We start from the raw sequence: 24,229 nt of genomic DNA, 5'->3' as shown, positions 1-24,229 counted from the left end.
TCCTTTAAAACTTCACGTCGAGCGCGAGAGCCCAGGACGACTGGGCTTCGTAGGGGATGATCTGCACCAGCCCCGGATTGCTCGTCACCGCGCGCACCGTGTACATCTGGTCGAGGATGTTCTTGCCGATCACGCTCAGCTTCCAGCGGTCGTCGCGGTCGCGAATGCCGACCGAGAGATCGACCGTGTCATAGCCACCGACCAACGTACCCGGATTGGCGCCCACGCCATATTGGATCGACGTCTGGTGGAACCAGTGCGTGCGCAGGAACGCACTCAGCCCATCCGTGACGGGGTGCTCGTAGCCACCGAACAGGTTGATCTGCCATTCCGGCGACCCCACCGTGCGCTGCCCGTTGACCGATTGCTTGGTCGCGCCGCTGCCGATCGCGATCGGCGCGCAGATGCCCGGCGTGTCGGTCGGCGCGGCGGCGACCGTCTGACCGCTGAAGCACGGCGCATTGGCGAAATCGGTGTATTTGGTGTCGTTATAGGCGAAATTGCCGTCGAGCGAAAAGCCGTGCAGCGCTCCGCGCGGATGCCAACTGAAATCCCCCTCGACACCCTTGGCGACGATCTGCCCGGCGTTGATGATCGTATAGGTGAGTCCGCCGAGCGCATTGGGAATGCCCGCGGTGATCTGGAAATTGTCGAACGGCGAGCGATACGCCGAGGCGTTGAGCGTCAGCGTGTGGTCGAACAATTGCGCGCGCACGCCGACTTCGTAGGAATGCGCGATCTCCTGCTTCACCACCGCGTTGTTGAGCGCGAAGGTCGACGCGGTGAGATCGTTCGAGAAGTTGAACCCCGGCCCCTTGTAGGCCCGGCTGGCGGTGACATAGGCCATGACGTCCGACGTGACGTGATATTGCCCGCCGACCTTCCAAGAGAAATCGGTGTATTTGACCGAGGTCGCGACGAAATACGGCGGGAAGCCCACTGCGGTCGAGCCCGGGAGAAAGATCGAGAGATCCTGCCCGTTTGCACCGGCGGCATATTGCGGACTGACCCGGTTGAACGTGCCCGTGCTTTCCTCGCGCGATAGCCGCGCACCGGCGAGCAGGTTGAACTTGCCGAGCCGCAGGTTGGTATCCGCAAATGCTGCGTAGTTCTTGGTGTTCATCGTTACCTGGATCTGCCGACCGCGCGCGTAATAAGGCGGCGGGAAGGTGGGTACGTTGAGCGTGTCCTGTTCGATCGAACTCTGCGGCACGTTCAGATCGTAGTAGAACAGCCCGAGCGTATATTGAAACTTCTGGTTTCCGGCGTTGGCGAGCCGCAGTTCCTGCGTCAATTGCGTGGTGGTCGACCGGTAATTCTGATACGTGCGATAGCTGTTCGCCTGGCTCGCGCTGTAATCGTAATCGGCGATCTGGTCCGACTTTACCCGGCGATAGGCGGTCAGCGACGTCAGCGTCACCGCACCAAGATCCAGATTGCCTTCGAACTGATAGAATTGCGGCTTCACATGCCCGCCAATTCCTTGAAGCTCGACCCCGATGGTACGGTTGTTCGGGCCGGGCACGATCCCCATGCTCGCGTTGATCTGCGCGATCGTCGGCCCACCCTTGTACGACAGGAAATCGTTGGCGAGATACGAGCGCGTCGTCGTGGTCGTGCCGTCGTTCCAATTGCTCGAAATCTCCGCCGACGCGTCGAACCGCAAGGTCGGCGTCGCCTGCCACGCGAGCCGTGCGCGCACGCCCATGTTGTGGAAGTCGCCGATATTGCCGTCGGGCTGTTTCGGCGCGTTGAGATAGCCATCGCGGCTGAAATCCCAGCCGCTGACGCGCAGCGCGAGCACGTCCTGGATCAGCGGCACGTTGACCGTTCCCTGTACGCGCAATTCCTCATTCTCGCCGTACAGCGCGCGGCCGGTGAAGGAGGTGGTGTGCAAATTGGGCTTGTTGTTGACGATGCTGATGAGACCGGCGGTCGCGCTCTTGCCGAACAGCGTGCCCTGTGGCCCGCGCAACACCTCGATCCGGGAGATGTCGACCGCATCGACCACAGCGCCCGCGACGCGGCCGAGCGGCACGCCATCGATCGCGACGCCGACCGATTGTTCGAGCGTGTCGGCGAACGCGAAGGTGCCGACGCCGCGGACGACGAACTGGACGACGTTGGGGTTGGGGGCGGGGACGAAGACGATGCCGGGCGCCACTGCCGAGATGTTGGCGGTGCTCGTGACGTTGAGCGTCTGCAAACGCTCCTCGCTCACCGCCGTCACCGAGATCGGCACGTTCTGCAAATTCTGCTCGCGCTTGGCGGCGGTGACGATAATGTCCTGCACGCCGCCCTGATCGGCGGCCGGTGCGGGTGTGGGTGTGGGCGCCGCGACTGGCGGCGCAGGCTGCTGTTGGGCCTGAGCGGCGAACGGCACGATCACGCCGAGCGACACCCCGGCCAGCAAAAGATTACGCATAAACCTCCCCTGTCGGCAGGACGTGATCCGTCCGCCTGATTCTGGAATGTGACGACTGCGGCCGTCCTATGGGCCGCTGCCCATCACCTGACCTGATGGGCTATTCGAGCGGCGAAGTTGAATGCTGATTGGCACACCGCGATTGCCGCAGAGCATACTGGAAGTGCCCTGCCTGCCTCATCCGCGATCCTCGACCGGCCGCGCCATCACCCGCGCTGGCGCGCCGTCACCGTTGACGATCGGCAATGCCGCGACCTGGAACTCCACGCGCCGCCCCGCGAGCGCTGCATGGCCGGTGAGATGTTCGCAGATCAGGATGCCGCGCGAGAGCAGCGCGCGGTGGACCGGCCAATCGAAGCCGGGCTGGCGAAGGTGATAAACCAGGTCGGGCGTCGCGAAATCGCAGGCGAGCAGCTTGATCCGCCGCTCGACCAGCCACGCCGCCGCTTCGACATCGAGGCTCGGGTGGCGCTCATAGTCGGGCGTGCCGAAGCGGGCCGCCCAACCGGTATCGAGCGCGAGCATGTCGCCGGCGCGCAGCAGCGGTCGGCACGCCGCCAGCACATCGGCGCCGATCACCTGATCGGGTTCGGCCTCGATCCGCCACACCACGCCCGCCCCCCGCAACCGATCGAGCGGAATCGCGGCCATGTCGGGCGACTGGGCGAAATAGTGCAGCGGCGCGTCCACATGCGTGCCGCTATGCGCGACCATGCGGATTTCGGTGACGTTGAACGGATCGTCGGGGAGCGACCGTAGCCGCTGGAAGCTCGGCTTGGGGAAGATCGAGGCGCAGGGCATCTCGGCGCTGACCGGATAGGTCAGGTCGATCCAGTCGCCGGTGGGCACGACCGGAGCGGGCGGCGGAAGCTCGATCCAGCCGAGCCATCCGTCCGCCGCCTTGGGGCATTGATCGCACATTGGGCGCCCTTTACAGGTTGATCGCGTCGCGGCCCTTCAGGCCCAGCATCTGCCGCGCTTCGGCGGGCGTCGCGATTTCGAGGCCGAGTTCCTCAAGGATACGGCGGATCTTGAGCACCTGCTCGGCGTTGGTGCTGGCGAGCTGGCCACGCGAGATGAAAAGGCTGTCCTCCAGTCCGACCCGCACGCTCGATCCCATCAGCGCGCCCATCGTGCAGACCGGCATCTGGTGGCGGCCGGCGCCGAACAGCGACCAGATATACTCCTTGCCGAACAGCCGGTCGGCGGTCTGGCGCATATAGAAGATGCTGTCCGGGTCGGCGCTCAGCCCGCCGGTCACGCCGAGCACCGACTGGATGAGCAGCGGCCCCTTCAGCAGCCCGCGATCGACGAAATGCGCGATGGTGTAGAGATGGCCGATCTCATAGCATTCCATCTCGAAGCGCGTGCCGCCGGGCGCGAGCGCCTCGATGATCTCGCGGATGTCGCGGAAGGTGTTTTTCGACACCAGATCCTCGGTCGCCTCAAGGAACGGGCGCTCCCAATCGTGCTGGAAATCGTATTTGTCGGCGAGCTGGAACAGGCCGGGATTGATGCAGCCCATGTTGAGCGAGCACAGTTCGGGGCTGATCGCCACCGGGGCCTGGAGTCGCTCGGCGATGGTCATGCCGGGGCCGCCGCCGGTGGTGATGTTGATGATCGCGTCGGTCGCCGCGTGGATCTGCGGCAGGAACTGCCGGAACACATCGACCGAGGGCGTGGGGCGCCCATTCTGCGGGTCCCGCGCGTGGAGGTGGAGGATCGCCGCGCCCGCCTTCGCCGCCGCGATCGAATGGTCGGCGATCTGCTGGGGCGTGATCGGCAGGAATTGCGACATCGAGGGAGTATGCATGCTGCCGGTGACGGCGCAGCTTATGATGACCTTGTTCATGATCTCTCCGATGTCGCTTTGTCTTGTTTAGGTACCGGTATCAAATATCGCACGCATTGCAATCGCAGGCGTGACGATCAGGTCTGCACCGCGAACGGGTCGCGATCCTCTTCCGAAAGGTTTATCATCACGTTTTTGGTGGTCAGGAATTCCATCAACCCCTCCTGGCCGCGTTCGCGCCCGACGCCGCTCTCCTTGACGCCGCCGAACGGCGTCTGCGCGGCAACCGCGCGGTAGGTGTTGACCCACACCATCCCGGCCTTGAGCGCCGCCGAGACGCGGTGCATGCGGTTGAGGTTCTGAGTCCAGATGCCCGAAGCCAGCCCGAAGCGCGTATCGTTGGCGACGCGGATCGCCTCGTCTTCGTCATCGAACGGAATGATCGACAATACGGGGCCGAAAATCTCCTCGCGTGCCAGCGGCATAGCATTGTCGACGTCGGCGAAGATCGTCGGCTGGACGAACAGCCCATGCTTCAGGTCACCGGCGGTTGCCGCCGCGCCACCCGCAACGAGCCGCGCGCCGTCGTGCTTCGCCGAGTCGATGAACGACAGGATACGCTCGAATTGCGGGCGGTTGGCGGCAGTGCCCATCTCCGTGGTGAGGTCGAGTGGATTGCCGAGCCGGATTCTGCCCGCCCGCTCGGCCAGCGCGGCGACGATGCCGGGATAGACCGAGCGTTGCACCAGCAGGCGCGATCCGGCGATGCAGGTCTGCCCGGTTGCCGCGAAGATGCCCGCCAGCGCGCCGACCGTGGCTTTGGCGATATCCGCATCCTCGAAGATGATGTTGGGCGATTTGCCGCCGAGCTCGAGCACCACCGGCGTCAGCGTGCGGCCGGCGGCGGCCGCGATCTCGCGCCCGCCGTGCCCGCTGCCGGTGAAGCTGATCTTGTCGAGTCCGCCGCCGCTCACCAGCGCCTGCCCGGTTCGCACGTCGCCCGTCACGACGTTGAACACGCCCGGCGGGAAGCCCGCTTCCTCGACCAGCCGCGCGAACTCCAGAGTCGTCACCGAGGCATGTTCGGACGGTTTGGCCACCACGCAATTGCCGGCGGCGAGTGCGGCGGGCAGCTTGTTGCCGAGCAGCGCGATCGGCGAGTTCCACGCGGTAATGAGCCCAATCACGCCGAGCGGCTCCAGCGTCGCGTAGTCGAACACGTCGCGGCGATCGAGCGGGATCACCTTGCCCCACAGCTTGTCGGCATAGCCGGCGAAGAAACGGATCGTGCGCGCGACGAAGCGCATCTGGCTGCGCGTCTCGCGCACGATCTTGCCGTTGTCGGTCGATTCGAGCGTCCCCATCCGATCGGCGTCGCGCTCGAGCAGGTCGGCGAGGCGGTGCATCAACTGCGCCCGCTCAAGTCCCGACGTGCGCGACCAATTCGTCTCGAAGGCCTCGCGCGCGGCGGCGACGGCGCGTGCCACGTCGCGCGCGTCGGCTTGCGCGATCATCGCCCAGGGCTGCTGGTTGAACGGATTATAGGTGGCGAAGACCTCCCCGGATTCGGGCGCGATCCATTCGCCGCCGATATAGAGCCGGTGCGTGGGAATGGTGCCGGACACGGGAGCCTCTCTCGTAGGCCGTCGCGCGGCCGGTTGGTCGCGGCTGTAAAGCGTACCGGGCACGATGCCTGCCAATACCGTTTCCCCGCCCGGTATATCCTCAGCGCATCGTGAGGGGCAAAATCATATTGGTCTTGCAATGCCCGGGCGTCCTAGCTGCGTGTCATCAGGATCGATCGTGGAGAGAGACATGGCTGGCTCGCACAGCGCGCTGGATGGCGATTACGACTTCATCGTGGTGGGGGCGGGATCGGCCGGGTGCGCGGTGGCGGCGCGTCTGTCGGAGGATGGCCGCGAGCGTGTGCTGCTGATCGAGGCCGGTCCGCGCGACACCAGCATCAACATTCACATTCCGCTGATGGTGGTGAATCTCCTCAAAGACCCGGCGCACACCTGGCCGTTGGTGACCGAGCCACAAGCCGCGCTCAACGATCGCACCCAGCTCTGGACGCGCGGGCGCATGCTCGGCGGATCGAGTTCGCTCAACGGTTGCGTTTATGTGCGCGGCGACCCCGGCGAGTTCGATTCGTGGGCGGAGATGGGCCTGCCCGGCTGGGGCTGGGCGGATATGCTGCCCTATTTCAAACGGATGGAGAGCTACCGCCCGGGCGATCCGGCGACCCGCGGGCGTGACGGGCCGATCGGCGTCACCAGCCTCAAGAATTTCGACGCGCTCGCCGATGCCTATGTCACCGCGAGCGGGGAAGCCGGCTTCGACATCATCGAGGATTACAACGACGGCCATTACGAGGGCACCGCCTATCTGCAATATTCGACCAAACGCGGCTTTCGGTCGTCGGCGGCGGTGGGGTATCTCAAGCCCGCGCGCAACCGCGCCAACCTCACGGTGCTGACTGACGTGCTCGTCACGCGCGTCGTCATCGAGGACGGCGTTGCGACTGGCGTCGAGCTCCGTGAGGACGGTACGCTGCGCCGAGTCGCCGCGCGCAAGGAAGTGATCCTGTCGGCCGGGCCGGTCCATTCGCCCGCTCTGCTCGAACATTCGGGCATCGGTCAGGCGGAGCGGCTGCGCGATCTCGGAATCGCCGTGGTGCGCGACCTGCCCGGCGTCGGCGAGAACCTCAGCGACCATCCCAACACCCGGCTGACGTTCGAATGCACCAAGCCGATCACGATCAACGATGCGCTCCAGCGGCCGACCGTCAAGGTCAGGGAGGGGCTGAAGTTCGCGCTGTTCGGCAAGGGACTGTTGTCGATCTGCTCGGCGGTCGCGCACACCGTCATGCGCTCATCGCCCGATGAGCCGCGCCCCGATCTCAAGCTCCAGCTCCAGCCGTTTTCGGGCAAGGACCGTTACGCGCGCCGCCCGCAGGACGGGCTTGACGCGCATTCGGGCTTCACGATCGGGGTGATGGGGCTGCGCCCGCGTGCGCGCGGCTGGACTCACATCCGCTCGCGCGACGCCGCCGAGCATCCCAGGATCGATCCCAAATATCTCGACGATCCGCATGACGCACAGGTGCTGCTCGCCGGCATCAAGGCGGTGCGTCGCATCGCGTCCTTCCCGGCGATGCAACGCATGATCGTGCGCGAGACCCGTCCCGGCGCGGAGACCGCCACCGACGCCGAGATCCTCGACTATATCCGCGAGACCACGCAGACGACGTGGCACATCGTCGGCAGTTGCAAGGCCGGCACCGACGACATGGCGGTTGTCGATCCCGAACTGCGCGTGCGCGGCGTCAGCGGGCTGCGCGTGATCGACTCCTCGATCTTCCCGACCATCCCTTCGTCCAATACCAACGCTCCGACCATCGCGCTCGGCGAACGCGGCGCGGAACTGGTGCTGCGGAGCTGGCGCAACACCGAAAAGGCCGCCGCCTGATGCCTATCGACCGGATCGAGATCTTCGTCACGCAATTGCCGGGCCGCTTGCAGCGCACCTTTTCGAGCGGCAGCTACGACACCGGCCCGCCCGAGCAGCTGCTCGGCAAGCCCGTACTGGTCAAGATCCACGCCGACGGCGTCGTCGGCGTGGCGCAGGTGCGGCCGATCAGCCCGGGCCATTTTGTTGCCGATACGGTGCATAGCGTCGTCGCCGCGATCCGCGACATCTACGGCCCGCTGTTGATCGGCCGCCGGCTCGCTGATTTCGAAGCCAACGACGTGCTGATGTCTTCGCGCCTCGCCGGCAATCCGGCGGCGCGCGCTGTACTCGACATCGCGCTGCACGATGCGCTCGGCAAGGCGCTCGGCGTACCCGTTCATGATCTGATTGGTGGGCGTTCGAACGACGTGATCCCGCTCGAATGGTCGGTCAGCCTGTATGACGACGCCCAGCGCATCGTCGATGATGCGCGCCGCGCGACTGATGAGTTCGGCATCCGCGTGCTGTGCATCAAGGCGGCGGGCCGCGAGGGCTGGCGCAAGGACGTCAGCAATTTCGCCGCGGTGCGCGCGGCGGTCGGCCCCGACGTGGTGATCGGCGTCGATCCCAACACCGGCTGGAGCGTGGCCGAATCGGTCCTCGCGCTCGATGCGATGCGCGACATGCATGTCGGCTATTGCGAGCAGCCGGTCGAACGGCGCAATCTGCGCGGTCTCGCGGCGATCCGCGCGCAGGCACGGGGCGTGCCGATCATGGCCGACGAAAGCCTGTTCACCGTGCAGGATGCCGCCGCGCTTGCGCACGAAGGCGCGGTCGATGTGTTCTGCATCAAGCTCTACAAGGTGGGCGGTCTCACGCCCGCGCGACGCATGCTGGCGATCGCCGATGCGTTCGATATCGGCATCAACTGCGGCGGGCTCGCGGTCGCGTCGCAGTTCGAGGCGGCGGCGGCGGCGCATTTCTGCGCAGCGGTCCCCGCAGGGCGGACCTTCGGCGCAGCCGAGTTCGTGTTCGGGGCAGGGGTGATGGGGCCGGACCCGCTGGTCGCGGACGGCGGCTTCACCATCATCGATGGCGCGGTGCGCGTGCCGACCGCGCCCGGCCTCGGACTGACGCTCGACGAGGATGCGCTGAAACGGATGACGCTGCTGCACGTCGAAGTGGCGGCATAGCGCGGCGGCCGGCGCGGCGCGTAACGTCGCTCTCGCATCCGTTCGTCCCGAGCGAAGCGCAGGTGTCTCGACTGCGCTCGGCACGAACGGCTTCAATGTGCCCAGAACACGACGGGATTCCGGCTTTCACTCGCGCGAATTCTGGTAGCTCTGCACCGTCTGCCGCACAACGCCCGGCGTAAGCTGTGGCGCGACTGCCTTGATGAATTCGAGCAGGAATGGGCGCAGATAGGTGTTCGAGCGCAGCACGATCTGCACCGTGCTCGGCAAGAGCAGGTCGCCGAGGCCGCGCGTAGCGATGCCGGTGTCATGCTCGGGATCGAACGCCATCGTCGCGAGGATCGCGATGCCGAGTCCCAGTGCGACATAGGTCTTGCAGACGTCGGCATCGATGCCGCTCATGATGATCTTGGGCTCGACTCCAGCATCGGCGAACGCCTTCATCACCTTCCATCGGCCGCTGTAGCGCGTGTCGTATGTGATGATCGGGTATTTGGCGACTTCCGCCAGCGTCAGGTCGGGCACGGTCAGGATCGGGTGGCCGATCTGCGCGACGATGACGCGCCGGATTTCGAAACAGTCGAGCTTCACGAGGTTGGGAAACTGGCGCACCGTCTCGGTGCCGATCGCGAGATCGACTTCGCCGGCCTCGACCATCTGGCAGATTTCTTCCGGGTCGCCCTGGCGCAACACCAGCTTCACGTCCGGGTAGCGCTTGACGAACTGCTCGACCACCGGGGGTAGCGTGTAACGCGCCTGGAAATGCGTCGTGCCGATCGTGAAGACGCCGCTGTTGCCGGAGTTCATGTCGCTCTTCAGCCGCTTCAGCGCGGCGACATCGGTCGCGATCCGCTGCGCGATCGCGAACACCACTTCGCCGGGTTCGGTCAGGCCGATGATGCGGTTGCGCGTGCGGATAAAGATTTCGAAGCCGAGTTCGAGTTCGAGGAGCTGGATCTGGCGGCTGACGCCGGGCTGTGAGGTGTTGAGCGCGTCGGCCGCCGCCGACAGATGATTGCCGTGGCGGACGATCTCGACAACGTATCGAAGTTGTTGGAGCTTCACCGTTTTTGCATCCTCACCATGTTTTCATTGCATGCTAGGATGCCGTAATATTTCGTGTAAGTATAGCCAGCTTCGGTACAACACCTCTCGTTCGCAGCTTGAAACGACCGGTTAGCGTTGAAAACGCGGGGAAATCCCGTTTTCGGCGACGATGGCGCGCGGCTGCTGCCCGTAGCGAGATGGGGATGCCATTGTCCGAAGAGAGTTCATACGACGTCATCGTCGTGGGTGGGGGTAACGCGGCCCTGTGTGCGGCGCTCAGCGCGTCGGACGCCGGCGCGCGCGTGCTGGTGTTGGAGCGTTCGCCGGTCGAGGAGCGCGGTGGCAACACCTCGTACACCGACGGGCTGATGCGTACCGTTTACGACGGCGCGGACGATATCCGCGCCTTCTGCCCAGATCTCACCGACGCGGAATGCGAGGTCAGCGATTTCGGATCGTACACCGAAGGCAAGTTCTTCGAGGATATGGGCGAGATCACTCAATATCGCACCGATCCCGAACTCTGCGATCTTCTCGTCACGCGCAGCCGCGACACGATCCTGTGGATGCGCGATCAGGGTGTGCGTTTCTTCCCCAATTTCGGGCGGCAGGCTTACCGGGTCGAGGGACGCTTCAAATTCTGGGGCGGTGCCACCATCGCGGTGCAGGCCGGCGGCCCAGGTCTGGTCGATGCATTGTACCGTGCCGCCGGCAAGCGCGGCGTCGAGGTGATCTATGATGCCTGGGTGCGCGACCTGATCCGCACCGAAGCCGGGGTCACCGGCGTCCGCGTCATCATCGACGGCGAACTGCGTGAGCTTTCGGCGAGCGCGGTGGTGCTGGCGTGCGGCGGGTTCGAGGCAAATACCGAGTGGCGCGCGCGCTATCTCGGGCCGGGTTGGGATCTCGCGAAGGTGCGCGGCTCGCGCTACAACACCGGCGACGGCCTCCAGATGGCGCTTGATGCCGGTGCGCAGGCGTTTGGGCATTGGTCGGGCTGTCACGCGGTCTCATGGGAACGCAACGCGCTCGATTTCGGCGATCTCGCGCTCACCCCGCAATATCAGCGGCATAGCTACCCGCTATGTGTGATGGTCAATCGCGATGGCCGGCGCTTCGTCGACGAGGGCGCCGACTTCCGCAACTACACCTATGCCAAATACGGGCAGGCGGTGCTGGCGCAGCCGGGGCAGGTCGCGTGGCAGGTCTATGATTCCAAGGTGTCGCACCTGCTGCGCGACGAATATCGCACCCGCAACGTCACCAAGGTGCGCGCCGACACGCTCGAGGAGTTGGCCGACAAGATCGGCGAAATCGACAAGGTGCAGTTCCTCGCGACGGTCGCGGAGTTCAACGCCTCGATCAACACCGATGCGGCGTTCGATCCCAACGTCAAGGACGGGCGCAGCGCCATCAGCACCGGCGTACCGCGCAGCAACTGGGCGAGCGCGATCGATACCGGACCGTTTGAAGCCTATGCCGTCACTTGCGGCGTCACCTTCACCTTCGGCGGGGTCAAGATCTCGACCGAGGACGGCGCGGTCGTCAACACCAACGGCCAGCCGATCCCCGGGCTGTTCGCGGCCGGCGAGATGGTCGGCGGGATTTTCTACTTCAACTACCCCGGCGCGAGCGGGCTCACCAGCGGCGCGGTGTTCGGCCGCCTCGCCGGCACCGGCGCCGCCGCCTTCGCGGCGGCTGCGACGTCGGCTGTGGCCCTTCAGGCCTGATCTTCTCCTTTTTTAAAGAGGCTCTTCGATGAACGCTCCGACCGAATTCGTCGTTCCCGGCGCCACGCGCGACATCGCCGCGTTCGCCGCCGATCTGCAATATGGCGACATCCCCGACGACCTGATCCTCAACGCGAAACAGTGCATTCGCGACAGTCTGGCCTGTGGCGTGTTCGGCGCGCCGACGCCGTGGGTGCAGGCGGTGGCGCGCACCATTACGCTGCTCGGCCAGAAACCGACGGCGAGCGCATGGGGCATGAAGCTCAAGGTCGATCCGCTCGGTGCCGCCTTCATCAACGGCACCGCCGCGCAGGGTTATGAACTCGACGATTGCCACGACCAGTCGATGTCGCATTACGGGGCGGGCGTGGTCCCGGCGGTGGTCGCCTGTTCGGAAGGCGCGTTCGGCGCGTTCGACGGCAAGGACATGATCCGCGCCACCGTAGCCGGCTACGAACTCGGCACACGGATCGGCAACATCGTCAGCCCCTCGGCCTTCCACCGCGGCTTCCACCCGTGCGGCCTCACCTCCACGTTCGGCTCGGCGGCGGCGATCGCCAAGCTGCTCGATCTCGATACCGATCACTATGTCAGCGCGCTCGGTCTGGCCGGTTCGCAGGCGGCGGGGCTGATGGCGGCGCAGTTCGGCGCGATGGCGAAGCGGTTCCACTCGGGCAAGGCCTCGCAGAACGGCATCATCGCCGCTTTGTGCGCGCGCGAGGGGCTGACCGGCGTGCGCGACGTGCTGGAGGCGCCGTATGGCGGCTTCTGCTCGACCTACTCGTCCGAATACGACCTGAGCTTCGCCACCAACGGCCTCGGCACCGATTGGGAGATGCGCCGCAACGGCTTCAAGCGCTATTCCTCGCTGGCCAGCAGCCAGACCTCGGTCGATGCGCTCCGCGCCATCCGCGAACAGCACGGCATCCGCGGCGAGGATGTCGCCAAGGTCCGCGTCGGCACGACCGATATGGTCTATGTCCATTGCGGCTGGCCCTATGTGCCCAATGGCGAGACGATCAGCGCGCAGATGAACCTACCCTACACCGGCGCGGTGACATTGCTGTACGGCAACGCCTTCATCGACGAATATACCGATGACAAATTGGTCGATCCCAAGATCATCGATCTCGCCAATCGCATCGAAGTCTACGTCGATCCCGAACTCGACGCGCGCGAGAAGCACCAGATGCGCGCGGTGCGAGTCACCGTCACGATGAACGACGGCACCGAGCATTTTCACGAACAGACCTATCGCAGCGGCCATTGGCGCAACCCGATGTCGGAGGAGGCGCTGCGCGACAAGTTCCGCGATCTCGCCGGCCGCGCGCTGCTGCCCGAGGCGGTGCGCGAGATCGAGGAGATCATCGACAATCTCGAAAACGAGACCCAACCCGCGCAACGCCTCGGCGCCGCGCTGCAAAAGGTGCGCTGAGCCATGACCGCAACGCTGTCCCAAGCCTTCGCGACCTACGCGATCGACCTCAAGCGCGAGGCGATCCCTGCCGCCGTGCGTGAGGCCGCGCTGTGGCACATCGTCGACTCGGTCGGCGTCTGCGTCGCCGGCGCCAACCCGAAGGAGGAAAGCGGTGCCGCCGCGCAGAAGCTCGCCAAGGTCTGGCGCGGCGGCGAGGGGGCGACATTGTTCGGCTTGAACGCCAAGGCGCGGCCCGAACTGGCGGCGCTGCTCAACGGATCGCTCGCGCAGGCGCTGGAGATGGACGACAAGCACGGTTCGTCACTGGCGCGGCCGGGCTCGACCGTGGTGCCGGCGGTACTCGCGTTCGGCGAGGCGCACGGCGCCACGCTCGCCGACGTGATCGACGCCACCGTGGTCGGCTATGAGGTGATGATCCGCCTCGGTTTCGTCGCCGGCGACCGCTTCCTCGAACGCGGCTATCACACCTCGTCGCTGATCGGGTCGTTCGGTGTCGCGGTCGCGATCGGCCGGCTGGCGGGCGCGACCCCCGCGCAGATCGCCGACGCGCTCGGCATCTGCGGCACCTTCGCGAGCGGCATCCAGGAATCGACCCGTACCGGATCGACCGCCAAGATCCTTCACGGCGGCTGGGGCGCACATGCCGGCATCCTCGCCACCGACATCGCGGTGGCGGGCATCACCGGCCCCGACACGGTGTTCGAGGGCAAGTTCGGCTTCTTCGAGACGCATCTGACGCCGATCACGGGTACGCTCGATTTCGCCAAGGCGGGCGATTCGCTCGGCAGCCGCTGGTACATCCCGGAGACCGCGTACAAGCCCTATCCGTGCTGCCAGCTCCTCCACGCCTTCATCGAGGCGGCCAAACAGGTGCTCGCTGATTTCGCGCGCGACGGCGTCAGCATCGATCAGATCACCGCGATTTCGTGCGAACTCGCCGAGCCCGGCCTGACGCTCGTCACTCAGCCGCGCGATCGCAAGAAAGCGCCCAGCACCCCTCACGAGGCGCGCTTCAGCCTGTTCTTCGGGGTTGCGGCGGCGCTGGTCGATGGCGACGTCGGGCTGGAGACCTTCCTGCCCGAGCGGCTCAACGACCCGAAAATATTGCGGCTCGCGCAGCGCGTCGAGGCGGCGGTCGATCCGCTCTCCGATTATCCGCAGCATTGCCCGGCGCGGCTCACCGTCGAGGCGGCGGGCCGCAGCTATTTCAAGCACGTGCCCTATCACCCCGGCTCGCCCGAAGCGGCGTTGTCGCGAGACGATGTGCTCGACAAGTTCGAGCGCAACACGCGCTGGTATTTCGGTGAGGGAGCCCGCGAAGCCGGCGCGGCGATGGGCGCCGAGGCCGAGGATCAGCCGGTCGCGGCTTTGGTCGCGCGTGTCGCTTCGGGCACACCGCGGATGCTGAGCGCGTCGTGAGCACGCTGGGCGCAACGCCGCGCTACGATCGGCTGCTGATCGGCGGCGAATGGGTCGCGCCGCATTCGCAGCACGCGATCCGCAGCATCGACCCCTCGACCGAGGAGGTTTGGATCGAAGTCGCGACCGCGGACGACCACGACGTCGATGCCGCCGTCGCGGCGGCGCGCGCGGCGCTGCGTGGCGCATGGGGCAAGACTACACCGACCGCGCGCGGCGCATTGCTCGCGCGCTTCGCGGATCTCGTCCGCCGCGACGCCGCCGCGCTCGCCGAGATCGAGAGCCGCGACAATGGCAAGCCGCTGCGCGACACGCTCGGCGAGGTTCAGCGTGCCGCCGATTGGCTGACCTTCTTCGCGGGCGCGGCCGACAAGTTCAACGGCCTGCAAATTCCCTACCGCCCAGACGCGCTCGCGTATACGCGCAACGAACCGGTCGGCGTGGTCGCGGCGATCTTGCCGTGGAACTCGCCGATTTCGCTCGCGAGCTGGAAGCTCGGCCCCGCGCTCGCCACCGGCAACGCGGTCATCCTCAAGCCCGCCGAACAGACCCCGGCGAGCATGGTCGCGCTCGCCGCGCTCGCGCACGAAGCGGGCTTTCCGGCGGGCGTCGTCGCCGCGCTGCCCGGCGACGGCAGCGTCGGCGCGGCGCTCGCCGGGCATCGCGGCGTCGACAAGGTCTCCTTCACCGGCTCGCACGCGACGGCACAGCGCATCATGCAGGCGGCGAGCGTCAACCTGAAGCGCTGCTCGTTCGAATGCGGCGGCAAGTCGCCGTATATCGTCTTCGCCGATGCCGATCTCGACAAGGCGCTGTCGGTGGCGGTTCACAGTGCGTTCCGCTCGACTGGCCAGTCGTGCTCGGCCGCGTCTCGCATGTTCGTCGAGCGACCGGTGTACGATCGTTTCGCCGGGATGCTGGCCGAGCGCGCCGCGCGCATCCGCGTCGGCGGCGCGCTCGATCCCAAGACACACATCGGCCCGCACACGTCGGCCGAGCAGCGTGACAAGACCGAACGCTATATCGCGCTTGGCCGGGAGAGCGGGGCGCGGCTGCTGACCGGCGGCGCGCGCCCGGACGGGCTGGAGCGCGGCTATTTCGTCTCTCCGACGGTGTTCGCCGACGTCGATAACCGCTCGCAGCTCGCGCAGGAGGAAGTGTTCGGTCCTGTCGTCGCGGTGATGCCGTTCGAGAACGAGGACGAGGCGGTCGCGCTCGCCAACGACAGCGATTACGGGCTGGTCGGCGGACTATGGACCTCGGACGTCACGCGCGCGCACCGCGTCTCGGCGCGGATCGAGACCGGGCTGGTGTCGGTAAACACCTTCCGCCCGGTCCATTTCATGCTGCCCTATGGCGGCTACAAGCTCAGCGGCATCGGTCGCGAGAACGGCTTCGATGCGATGCGCGAATTCGTCGAGACCAAGACGGTCGTGATCGACCTGTCCAGCGAGACCCCGCCCGATCCCTTCGCGGATTGAGCGGGGCGGTGGCGCGCTATTGCGCGACCACGCCGCCGTCGATCGAGATGATCGCCCCCGTCACATAGGACGAGGCGTTCGAGGCGAGCCACACCACAGCGCCGCCCATCTCCTCGGGCTGCGCGATCCGGTCCATCGGCACCTTGGCTGGCGAGGATTGCACGATGGTCTGCCGACCGGCGCGCATCGTGTGGAGCAGGCCCGTATCGACTGGCCCTGGCGCGATCGCGTTGACGCGGATGTTCTGCGGACCGAGTTCGAGCGCGGCGGAACGCGTCAGCCCGGCGACGGCATGCTTGCTGGCCGCATAAAGCGAGACGAAGCCAAGTCCGGTCAGTGCCGCAGTCGAGGCGAGATTGATGATCGAGCCGCTGCCGCCCTTCAGCATATGCGGCACCTGATACTTCATGCCCAGCCACGCACCGCGCACGTTGATCGCGAACAATGTGTCGAAATCCTTCGCGTCGAGATCTTGCAAAGGGCCGGCCGGGCCGGGGATGCCGGCATTGTTCATCGCGATATCGAGCCCGCCGAGCCGCCCCACCGCCGTCTCGACCCCGGCGGCGACCTGGTCCTCCACGGTGACGTCGATCGGGACATAGCTGACCTCCGTCCCACTCGCCGCCGCGATCTCGCGCGCGAGCGAGTCGCCTTTGGCCGCATCCAGCCCGGCGATGACGAGATCGGCCCCCGCTATCGCGAGCGCGCGTGCGCAGGCCAGACCGATTCCGGAATCCGCGCCGATCACGAGCGCCTTGCGGCCAGTCAGCGAAAAGCTTGCGTCGGTCACTATGTTCTCTCCTTATGGTGGCCGCGTTTCCGGTCTTGGAACTCGTTCCTCGCGACTCCTAAACCGTCTCGTAAATCCACGGCTCGGGACGTGGCAAGAAAAGAGACGTGACGAAACCAATCGATATACTGGGTTTCGATGCGACATACCAAAAGGTCGTCGGCAAGGCGTCAGTATATACGCGGGGAGGGTCGGATTTTGTCAGATATCCATAGGAAATTGAAAGCTCAGGTGGAAGCGTCCGGTGGGCCGTATCCCATGCCGACCTCGTCGAGCCGCATTCCCTATCCGTCGATCGATGATCTTTCGCCGGCCAAACATGATCGTATCTTCGATCCGTCGCGAAACGTCTTGCTCAACGTGTCGCGCATGGCTCTGCACGCCAGTGACGGATTGTGGGGCGCGCAGGCTGCGCTCGGTCGGGCGACGATTGACGCCGATCTCGATTCCCGGCTGCGCGAGATGGTGATCCTGCGCGTCGCGCATTTGCAGAATTCCGAATACGAGCTGTTCCATCATCGCTCGATCGCCCGCCATCTCGGCGTCGGCGAGGCCGAGATGGCGGCGATCGAGGGCGAAGACCACGCCGCGCTCTTGCCCGCCGAACGCGCGTTGATCGCGTTCGTCAGCGCCGTCGTGCGCGATGTCTCGCCGGACGACGCGACGCTCGCGGCGATGCGGTCGCACTATGACGACCGGTTTCTGTTCGACATCGTCGTGGTGATCGGCAGCTACATGCTCACCGCACGGCTTGCCGCCGTCGGTGGCGTAGCAATCGAGGACCAGCCGGTCGCGGGCTGGTGACGACATACAACCGAGGGAGGCGAGCTAGACCCGAGATGCAAGACGCACTTTTCGATACCCACGCCCATCTGATCGCCGACGATCCCGTCGCCTATCCGCCGTCGCCGATGCGCGGCACCACCGCAGTCACCAAGATGACCTATACCGCCACAGCCGAATGGCTGATCGGCCAGATGGACGCGCTGGGCGTCGCGCAGGCGTGCATCGTCCAGCGCGGCCATGTCTATGGCTATGACAACAGCTACATCATCGATTCGGGCAAGCGCTTCCCCGACCGGTTCGTACCGGTCGTCATCCTCGACGCCCAGAACCCGGCGACTCCCGCGATTCTGACCAGGATGGTCAGGGAAGACGGCGTGCGCGGTGTCCGTTTCGCGCAGACCTTGTTCGAAGATTACAGCACCGGCTGGATGAACTCGCCGACCGCGATGGACTGCTGGCGCACGGCGGCGGACCTCGACATCCCGGTCGCGATCATCTTCTACCGGTTGCATCTGCCGTGGGCGCTGCCCGCGCTGAAATTCATTGCCCAGCAAGTGCCGACGCTTCGCATCATCATCGATCACGTCGGCACCGCGCACACCGCCTCGACCCCGGAGATGCGCAAATATGTCGCGGCGGGCTTCGATCCGACGCTGCCGGGCGCGCCCGATTACGGGATAGACACCACCATCGCCATGTTCGATGCGATGCCGCAGGTGCATTTCAAAATCACCGAAATCGTGCTCGATCGACTGGCCGACCAGCGCCTCGAACCCGCCACGTTCGTGCGGTTGCTCGCCGACCGGTTCGGCGCGGAGCGGCTGATGTGGGGTTCCGATCTCGGCCAGAGCGAGAAGAGCTACGACGTCAAGGCGGCGATGGCGCGCGATGCCGCCACCGCGCTGAGCGCCGACGAGCGGCACCAGTTTTTCCACGGCACGGCGGCAAGGATCTACAAACGATGAGCGGCATGGTAATCGAGCCCGCCCTGGGCAGGATCAGCGCGGTCGAGGCCGCCGTCGGCGGTGTCCTCGATGATCTGCGCACGGTGCGCGCGCGCTTCGTCGCGCCGCTGCTGCTCGGCTTCATCATGCTGTTCGATTCGTGGGACAGTGTGGCGATCGCCTATGTCATGCCTTCGCTGGTCGCAGAGTGGCATCTCACACCAGTGGCGATGGGATCGCTGATGTCGGCGGGCTATGCCGGCCAGTTCGTCGGCGCGATCCTGCTCGGCATCCTCGCCGAGCGCTTCGGCCGAATGCCGGTGTTCCTCGTCTCGATGGCGATCATGTGCCTGCTGGCGATCGGGTGTGCGCTCAGCCCCGATTACCACACCTTGTTCGTGCTGCGCTTCCTCCAGGGCATCATGATCGGCGGCGCGCTGCCGGTCTCGATCACCTATATCAACGAACTCGCACCGACGCGCATTCGCGGGCGGTACTTCGCGACCTTCCAGTTCATCTGCATGTCGGGCTATGCCGCCGCCTCGCTGTCGAGCACCTATGTCATTCCGCATCTCGGTTGGCGCTGGCTGTTCGGGCTGGGCGCGACGCCGCTCGTGCTGCTCCCGTTGGTGGTGCTGCTGCTCCCGGAATCGCCCCGCTGGCTCGCGCGGATCGGCCGCATCGCCGATGCCAATCGTGCGCTGGTCAAGCTCGGCGGCGCGCCCGTTACGGTCGCGGCCGCAGGGGAGAAAGCCGCGATCCTGCCGCCGCTCAAGGTCGCGCCGACCCGGATGACGTCGCTGTTCGGCGGCGAATATCGCAATCGCACGCTTATCATCATCGGGCTGTGGTTCTTCACCGCCTTCGCCAATTTCGGGCTGACGACCTGGGTGCCGTCGATCTACGTGACGGTGTTCCATATCCCCGTCGCCGAGGCGCTGCGCTATTCGGCGACCGCGAGCACCCTGTTCCTGTTCGTGGCCCCGACGATCGCGGTGGTGATCGATCATGTCGGCCGCCGCCCGCTCGCACTTGGCGGCACCCTGGTGGCGTCGATCGCGCTTCTCGGCCTCGCGATCTACCCGCCCGACGCGCGGCTGCTGCTCGTCGGGATGGTCATCACCGGCCAGGTCGCGATCTCGATCGGCTCGGTGGTGGTTTGGCCGTATACTGCGGAAAACTACCCGACGCGCCTACGCGCGCTCGGCCTCGGCGCCGCCAGTTCGACCGCGCGCGGCGCTTCGATGCTGACTCCGCTCGCGGTCGGCGGCATCCTCGGCAGCGGCGGATCGGTCTCGATCGTGTTCGCGGTGTTCGGCTGCTGCGCGCTCGCCGCCTTCACGCTCTGGCTCACGGCGACCCGCGAGACCGCCCGCAAGAGCCTCGACGACCTGTAAGGGCGGGACAACGAAAACCGGGCGCCGCTGCGGCGGCGCCCGGTTTTTCGTGTCTGTCCTACACTGCGCGTCGCCTGCTATGTTCGGTGGCGCTCTTCCGTTCGTGGCGGTCCACTCTGTCTTGACCGTGGTCTACGTGGACAACCTTAACGATGTTCAGGGCGCGGGATACTCGTCGGCATTGAGCACCCAGCCGGGCTGTTTCGAAAAATCTGCGCGCGGCGGCGAGAAGATATCGACGAGCTGATTGCGCCCCGCCGAATGCCACGTCGATGTATGGATCACCTGCGCCGGGATGACCGTCACCGAAGGCGAGTCCACCTCGGCATGCACGTCGTCGCGCCAGTCGTTCATATCGACCGACCACGGCCAGCGCATATGGTGCGCCCACTGCCCCTCCAGCGCGAGCGAGCATTGCTCGAAATCGTCATGATGGTGCGGCGAAACCTTGGTCGCATCGCGCGGCCCGGTCTGTGCCGACGGGATGTTGACCATCATGTTGGTGCTGCGCCAGATTCGCCCGAACCGTCCGGGCTGTGGCGCCACGTCGAGCGAATAGACGCGGATGCGGAACCCGCCCACCGGCGCCGGCCAATCGACCAGCGGCGGGATGTTGGTGTGCTGTTCGGCATAGCCCGCCGCATTGGCGCACCGTGCGACGAGATCGTCCGACCGCGTGGTGAAGATGCGCACGATCGTGCCGCCTTCGGGCAGCACGATCCGGCTGTCGCCGGGCGGGATGATCGCCAGCGCATAGCCCGGCATGGTCTCGCGCTGATCGCTCGCGGAAAGCTCAGCCGGCGTGTCCGCATATGGGATCAGCAGCATGAACTCGTCGACTTGTCCCGTGCGCTCGAACACCGCGCCGGGCTTCGCTTCGCTATAGGCGATGATGAAGTTCTGCCCGCGCGTATACCAGGTTCGCCCGTTGGCATCGTCCTCCGCGGGCGACTCCTTGTAGAACAGGCCGTATTCGGCATCGAACAGGCGGCTTGCGGCCGGCTTCGCTGCGGCCGCAGGGGCCAAAGCGGAACGGAGATCGGTCTTGTCGTACACGCGCTCACTCCTTCGTGACTGATGCAGGTCTGCCCGTTTTCGCGCCGCGATCACAATATCGTTAGGTGCGGGCACGATACCGAAATGTTGGACCGGCGGATCAGAAGTTCGCCCGCACGCCGACCTTGAATGCGCGTCCGATCGGATCGAACAGCAGCGGATTGCCGAACAGCCGGAGCGTCGAGGGCGGGTCGGAATCAATGACGTTGTTGACCACGAAATAGACCTGCATCTTCGACTTGGCCGGCCCTGCGATGTTGAAGCGCGCAGAGAAGTCCAGGTAAAAGCGTGCGGCGATGAAATTGTCGCTGATGCTGTTCGACAGCGCGGGGCGGTAGCCAGTCTGGCCGGGGCCGATCTTGGTCGGATCGAGCAGCCCGCGCGGAATGTAACGCCCTTCCGCCGTCACGCCGAACGTGTCCTGCGAGTAGGACAGCACGGTGTTGGCGCGCCAGCGCGGTACGCCGAGCAGGTTCTGGATCGAGCCGGGATTGCCGGTCCAGTTCGAGAATTCCTGTTTGGTGCCCGCCGCATCGATCGTCGTGAGGTGATCGACGTAATTGGCGTTGAGGCTTAGATTGACTCGGCCTTTGCCCACGTCGATCCGGTAGTCGGCGGACAATTCGTATCCGGCTGCGTTGAGCGTGCTGAGGTTCTGATAGGATGAGGTCACGGCCGTGATGAGGCCGGTCGGTCCATCCCGCGTGACGAACTGGCAAAGCGACGTGTTGCCGCTTGCGCAGAGGTTGATTGTCGCCTGCGCGGCGAGGATGTCGATCGCTTGGCGAATCTTGATGTTGTAATAGTCGAGCGACAGCGAGAAGCGCGGCAGGAAGTGCGGCTGGAACACGCCGCCGGCTGTGAAGGTCGATGCCTTTTCCAGCTTCAGTTTGGGGTTGCCGCTGGTGATGACGTTCATGAAATAGGTCGAGCGGTTGGTAGGGTCGGTCAGCGGTAGCCCGCTCAGCGACGACAACGGGCTGAGTTCGGCGGGCGCGGGCGCGCGGATGTCTTCCGAGCGGGTAACGCGGAACAGGAATTGCGCGTCGGGGCGATAGACCACGCCGACCTTCCACGTCGGTGCCGAGCCGGTGATGCTGTAATTGGTGTAGCGGAACGCGCCATCGACATCGAGCGATTTGCCGAGCGGTGAATCCTTGAGCAGCGGCAAATTCGCCTCGACATACCCTTCGGCGACGTTCTGCCCGCCGGCCGGCAGCGCGACGGCATAGTTCTGAATAAAGCCGATCGATTGGGAGATTGGATCGGCATCGCCGCGATAGGTGAAGCGGCGGAACTCACCGCCCACCGCCAGCGCGACCGGCCCTGCCCATGTATCGAACAGGCTGCCCCGGACGTTGAGCGCCGCGTCGTGCTGCTCGAACCGGCGCGACTGCCATGCGTCGGGCATCGTATAGGCGATGGCCGCAGCCGAGGGCTGGTTGATGCCGAAGAAATTGACCGGCGCGCAGCCGTTGGTGGGATTGGTAAGTGTGGAGCGGCACACGATGTTGCCGCCCGGCCCCACCACAGCATCCACCGCCTGCGACCAGCGCGTGGCGACACGGTTGCGCAGCAGCTTCACATAGCCGTCGGTGCGGCCGTAGTCGTAATGGCCGTCCCATTTCCAGGTCCCGAAGATCGTGCCGTTCAGCCCGACCATCACGCGGTACGTCTTGTTGTCGCTGGTGCCGATCTGCTGTGCGCCATATTCGGAACTCAGCCGGCTGACCGGAATGCTGGTCACGCCGGCTGCGACCATCGCCGCGCGCGTCGCGGCGGGCAGATATGCGTTGTCGATCGCGATCGACTTGCTGAAATCATATGGGTCGGCACCGGCGACCGGCCCGCCCTGTACACTGGCGAAGGAGAGTTCGAGCACGGCGTTCAGATCCGGCGTGATCTCGAAATCGCTGTGGCTGAATGCTGAGAAATGTTGGTTTGGCGACGATAACGGGACGTTGCCGATAATATACGCGGCGTCGATCACCGGGTCGCCGCCGATCATCAGCGTGCCGCCCACCGGATTGCCGAACTGGAACGGGACCGGTTGTCCCGCTGCGTTGAACTGCGTGCCTTTCAACGGTCCAGACGGGATCAGGCCGCCTTTGGTGAGAACGAACACCGCGTTCGGCGATACGATCGTCGCGGGTTGGCCGTTGCCCGGCCAGCCTGGGTTCGACACGTAATTCTCATGCCGGCGGCCCCAGTCGCGATCCTCGATATCACCCACGCCATATTCCTTGGCGAATTCGAGACCGAGCACGGTATGTCCGCGACCTCCAGCGAAGTCGGTGCCGCCGGCGATGGCGGCGTAGAAATTGCGCCCGTCCCCCTGCTGGCTGATCCCGCTGTTGATATCGGCCTTGATGCCCTTCAACTTCGTGTCGAGGATGATGTTGACCACACCCGCCACCGCATCCGCGCCGTAGGCGGCGGAGGCACCGCCCGTCACGACTTCACTGCGCGAGACCAACAGCGAGGGGATCGCATTGAGATCGATCGTGCCGAGATCGCTGCTCGGCGTGAAACGTCGACCGTCGACGAGAGTCAGCGTGCGCGTGGGACCGAGCCCGCGCAGATCGAGCGTGCGCGCGGCGACGCTCGCCTGAACGCGAAACAAATTGGCGGTGGGTGAGGTGGCGGCGCGGAAGGCGGGGAGTTGGTTGAGGCCGTCGGCGACATTCGAGATGCCGAGATCGGCGAGCCGCTCCGCACCGATCACATTGACCGGCGTTGGCGACGTGTAGCTCGACCGGCCGAGGCGCGAGCCGGTGACGATGATGTCTTTGCCTGGCGACGCCTCGGGTTCAGCCGAGGCGACCTGGCCCGCGCCCTCGCTCACCGCTGGCGGCGTTTCTCCCGATGGCTGCGCGAGCGGCGCGGCGGTCTGCGCGAGTGCCGTCGAAGCGCACAACATGCAGGCCAGCGCCATCGTGGAGCCGGATGCGTGGCGCAAAAGTGCGAGCTTGGTGATCCCCATGTCGATCCTCCCCGGAATGCGAGTGCGAGTCGCCTTCTTCGTAGGCGATCTTCAACTTTCCGATTGGGACCGGTAACTTTATGCTGAATTTGTGTCAATGGTCGTGATGGGATTTTGCCCACCACACCCGTTGCCGTGTTTGACGTGTGCGTTGGCGTGCAAACGCGGCCCGCCTGAGGGAAAGTGGCGCGGAGATCCTACGCAGTTGGCCAAATGGCCTCCATTATGATGCCTGAGAGATATGATGCAGGCCGAAATTCTATCGACGTCTTATGCTCGTTGTGAATGCCCCACT

Annotated in this window: 17 protein-coding genes; 9 read left to right on the top strand and 8 right to left on the bottom strand. The window is 65.4% G+C overall.

Features of this window, described 5'->3' with window-relative positions; all coding sequences use genetic code 11:
- Positions 1-4: 4 nt before the first annotated feature.
- The 4 genes from J0A91_RS01730 to J0A91_RS01715 all read right to left on the bottom strand — a co-directional run bounded on the left by J0A91_RS01730 (position 5) and on the right by J0A91_RS01715 (position 5,842).
- Positions 5-2,425, bottom strand: a complete 2,421-nt coding sequence (locus tag J0A91_RS01730; protein ID WP_069203469.1) for a TonB-dependent receptor — start codon at positions 2,423-2,425, stop codon at positions 5-7.
- Between the two features lie 177 nt (positions 2,426-2,602).
- On the bottom strand, positions 2,603-3,346 hold the full coding sequence (locus J0A91_RS01725; RefSeq protein ID WP_069203468.1) for a cyclase family protein: 744 nt from the start codon (positions 3,344-3,346) through the stop codon (positions 2,603-2,605).
- 10 nt (positions 3,347-3,356) lie between these two features.
- Positions 3,357-4,277 carry a 3,5-dioxohexanoate:acetyl-CoA acetone transferase gene (gene kce, locus J0A91_RS01720; RefSeq protein ID WP_069203467.1) on the bottom strand — a complete coding sequence of 307 codons (921 nt, stop codon included), beginning with the start codon at positions 4,275-4,277 and terminating at the stop codon, positions 3,357-3,359.
- A 77-nt stretch (positions 4,278-4,354) separates the two neighbouring features.
- Entirely contained in the window at positions 4,355-5,842 is a 1,488-nt protein-coding gene (locus J0A91_RS01715) for an aldehyde dehydrogenase (protein ID WP_206364964.1), read from the bottom strand.
- Positions 5,843-6,032: 190 nt separating this feature from the next.
- Here J0A91_RS01715 and J0A91_RS01710 point away from each other — a divergent pair, with 190 nt between their 5' ends.
- Positions 6,033-7,688, top strand: coding sequence for a GMC family oxidoreductase (locus J0A91_RS01710; protein WP_069203466.1), 1,656 nt, complete (start codon positions 6,033-6,035; stop codon positions 7,686-7,688).
- Entirely contained in the window at positions 7,688-8,863 is a 1,176-nt protein-coding gene (locus J0A91_RS01705) for a mandelate racemase/muconate lactonizing enzyme family protein (RefSeq protein WP_069203465.1), read from the top strand. Before J0A91_RS01710 ends, J0A91_RS01705 begins: the two co-directional genes overlap by 1 nt.
- A gap of 126 nt (positions 8,864-8,989) precedes the next feature.
- On the opposite strand, the gene J0A91_RS01700 is transcribed toward J0A91_RS01705, so the two are convergent.
- Positions 8,990-9,928 (bottom strand): LysR substrate-binding domain-containing protein, encoded by a 939-nt coding sequence (locus J0A91_RS01700; RefSeq protein WP_069203464.1) that lies wholly within the window; start codon positions 9,926-9,928, stop codon positions 8,990-8,992.
- Positions 9,929-10,113: 185 nt separating this feature from the next.
- Between J0A91_RS01700 and tcuA the strand changes: the two genes are divergently transcribed.
- Genes tcuA through J0A91_RS01680 form a run of 4 tightly spaced genes read left to right on the top strand, consistent with a single transcriptional unit; the run spans position 10,114 to position 15,978 of the window.
- Complete coding sequence (tcuA, locus tag J0A91_RS01695; protein ID WP_069206932.1) at positions 10,114-11,640, top strand: FAD-dependent tricarballylate dehydrogenase TcuA; 1,527 nt, start codon at positions 10,114-10,116, stop codon at positions 11,638-11,640.
- Positions 11,641-11,668: 28 nt separating this feature from the next.
- Positions 11,669-13,075, top strand: coding sequence for an MmgE/PrpD family protein (locus tag J0A91_RS01690; protein WP_069203463.1), 1,407 nt, complete (start codon positions 11,669-11,671; stop codon positions 13,073-13,075).
- A 3-nt stretch (positions 13,076-13,078) separates the two neighbouring features.
- Entirely contained in the window at positions 13,079-14,497 is a 1,419-nt protein-coding gene (locus tag J0A91_RS01685; RefSeq protein WP_069203462.1) for an MmgE/PrpD family protein, read from the top strand.
- The gene (locus tag J0A91_RS01680; RefSeq protein WP_069203461.1) at positions 14,494-15,978 is read left to right on the top strand and encodes an aldehyde dehydrogenase family protein; all 1,485 of its coding nucleotides are present in this window, start codon (positions 14,494-14,496) and stop codon (positions 15,976-15,978) included. The genes J0A91_RS01685 and J0A91_RS01680 overlap by 4 nt, the downstream gene beginning before the upstream one ends.
- 16 nt (positions 15,979-15,994) lie before the next feature.
- On the opposite strand, the gene J0A91_RS01675 is transcribed toward J0A91_RS01680, so the two are convergent.
- On the bottom strand, positions 15,995-16,768 hold the full coding sequence (locus J0A91_RS01675; protein ID WP_069203460.1) for an SDR family NAD(P)-dependent oxidoreductase: 774 nt from the start codon (positions 16,766-16,768) through the stop codon (positions 15,995-15,997).
- Between the two features lie 258 nt (positions 16,769-17,026).
- On the opposite strand from J0A91_RS01675, the gene J0A91_RS01670 reads away from it, so the two are divergent.
- Genes J0A91_RS01670 through J0A91_RS01660 form a run of 3 tightly spaced genes read left to right on the top strand, consistent with a single transcriptional unit; the run spans position 17,027 to position 19,895 of the window.
- On the top strand, positions 17,027-17,572 hold the full coding sequence (locus J0A91_RS01670) for a carboxymuconolactone decarboxylase family protein (protein ID WP_069203459.1): 546 nt from the start codon (positions 17,027-17,029) through the stop codon (positions 17,570-17,572).
- 35 nt (positions 17,573-17,607) lie between these two features.
- Positions 17,608-18,519, top strand: coding sequence for an amidohydrolase family protein (locus tag J0A91_RS01665; protein ID WP_069203458.1), 912 nt, complete (start codon positions 17,608-17,610; stop codon positions 18,517-18,519).
- Positions 18,516-19,895 (top strand): MFS transporter, encoded by a 1,380-nt coding sequence (locus J0A91_RS01660; RefSeq protein WP_069203457.1) that lies wholly within the window; start codon positions 18,516-18,518, stop codon positions 19,893-19,895. The genes J0A91_RS01665 and J0A91_RS01660 overlap by 4 nt, the downstream gene beginning before the upstream one ends.
- 156 nt (positions 19,896-20,051) lie before the next feature.
- On the opposite strand, the gene J0A91_RS01655 is transcribed toward J0A91_RS01660, so the two are convergent.
- Together J0A91_RS01655 and J0A91_RS01650 are read right to left on the bottom strand one after the other, a co-directional pair.
- Positions 20,052-20,951 carry a cupin domain-containing protein gene (locus J0A91_RS01655; RefSeq protein WP_069203456.1) on the bottom strand — a complete coding sequence of 300 codons (900 nt, stop codon included), beginning with the start codon at positions 20,949-20,951 and terminating at the stop codon, positions 20,052-20,054.
- Between the two features lie 100 nt (positions 20,952-21,051).
- Entirely contained in the window at positions 21,052-23,934 is a 2,883-nt protein-coding gene (locus tag J0A91_RS01650; protein ID WP_069203455.1) for a TonB-dependent receptor domain-containing protein, read from the bottom strand.
- Positions 23,935-24,229: the final 295 nt, after the last annotated feature.

It is taken from the genome of Sphingomonas panacis (assembly GCF_001717955.1).
GTDB lineage: Bacteria > Pseudomonadota > Alphaproteobacteria > Sphingomonadales > Sphingomonadaceae > Sphingomonas > Sphingomonas panacis.
This window is presented reverse-complemented; position numbering and strand designations above follow the sequence as displayed.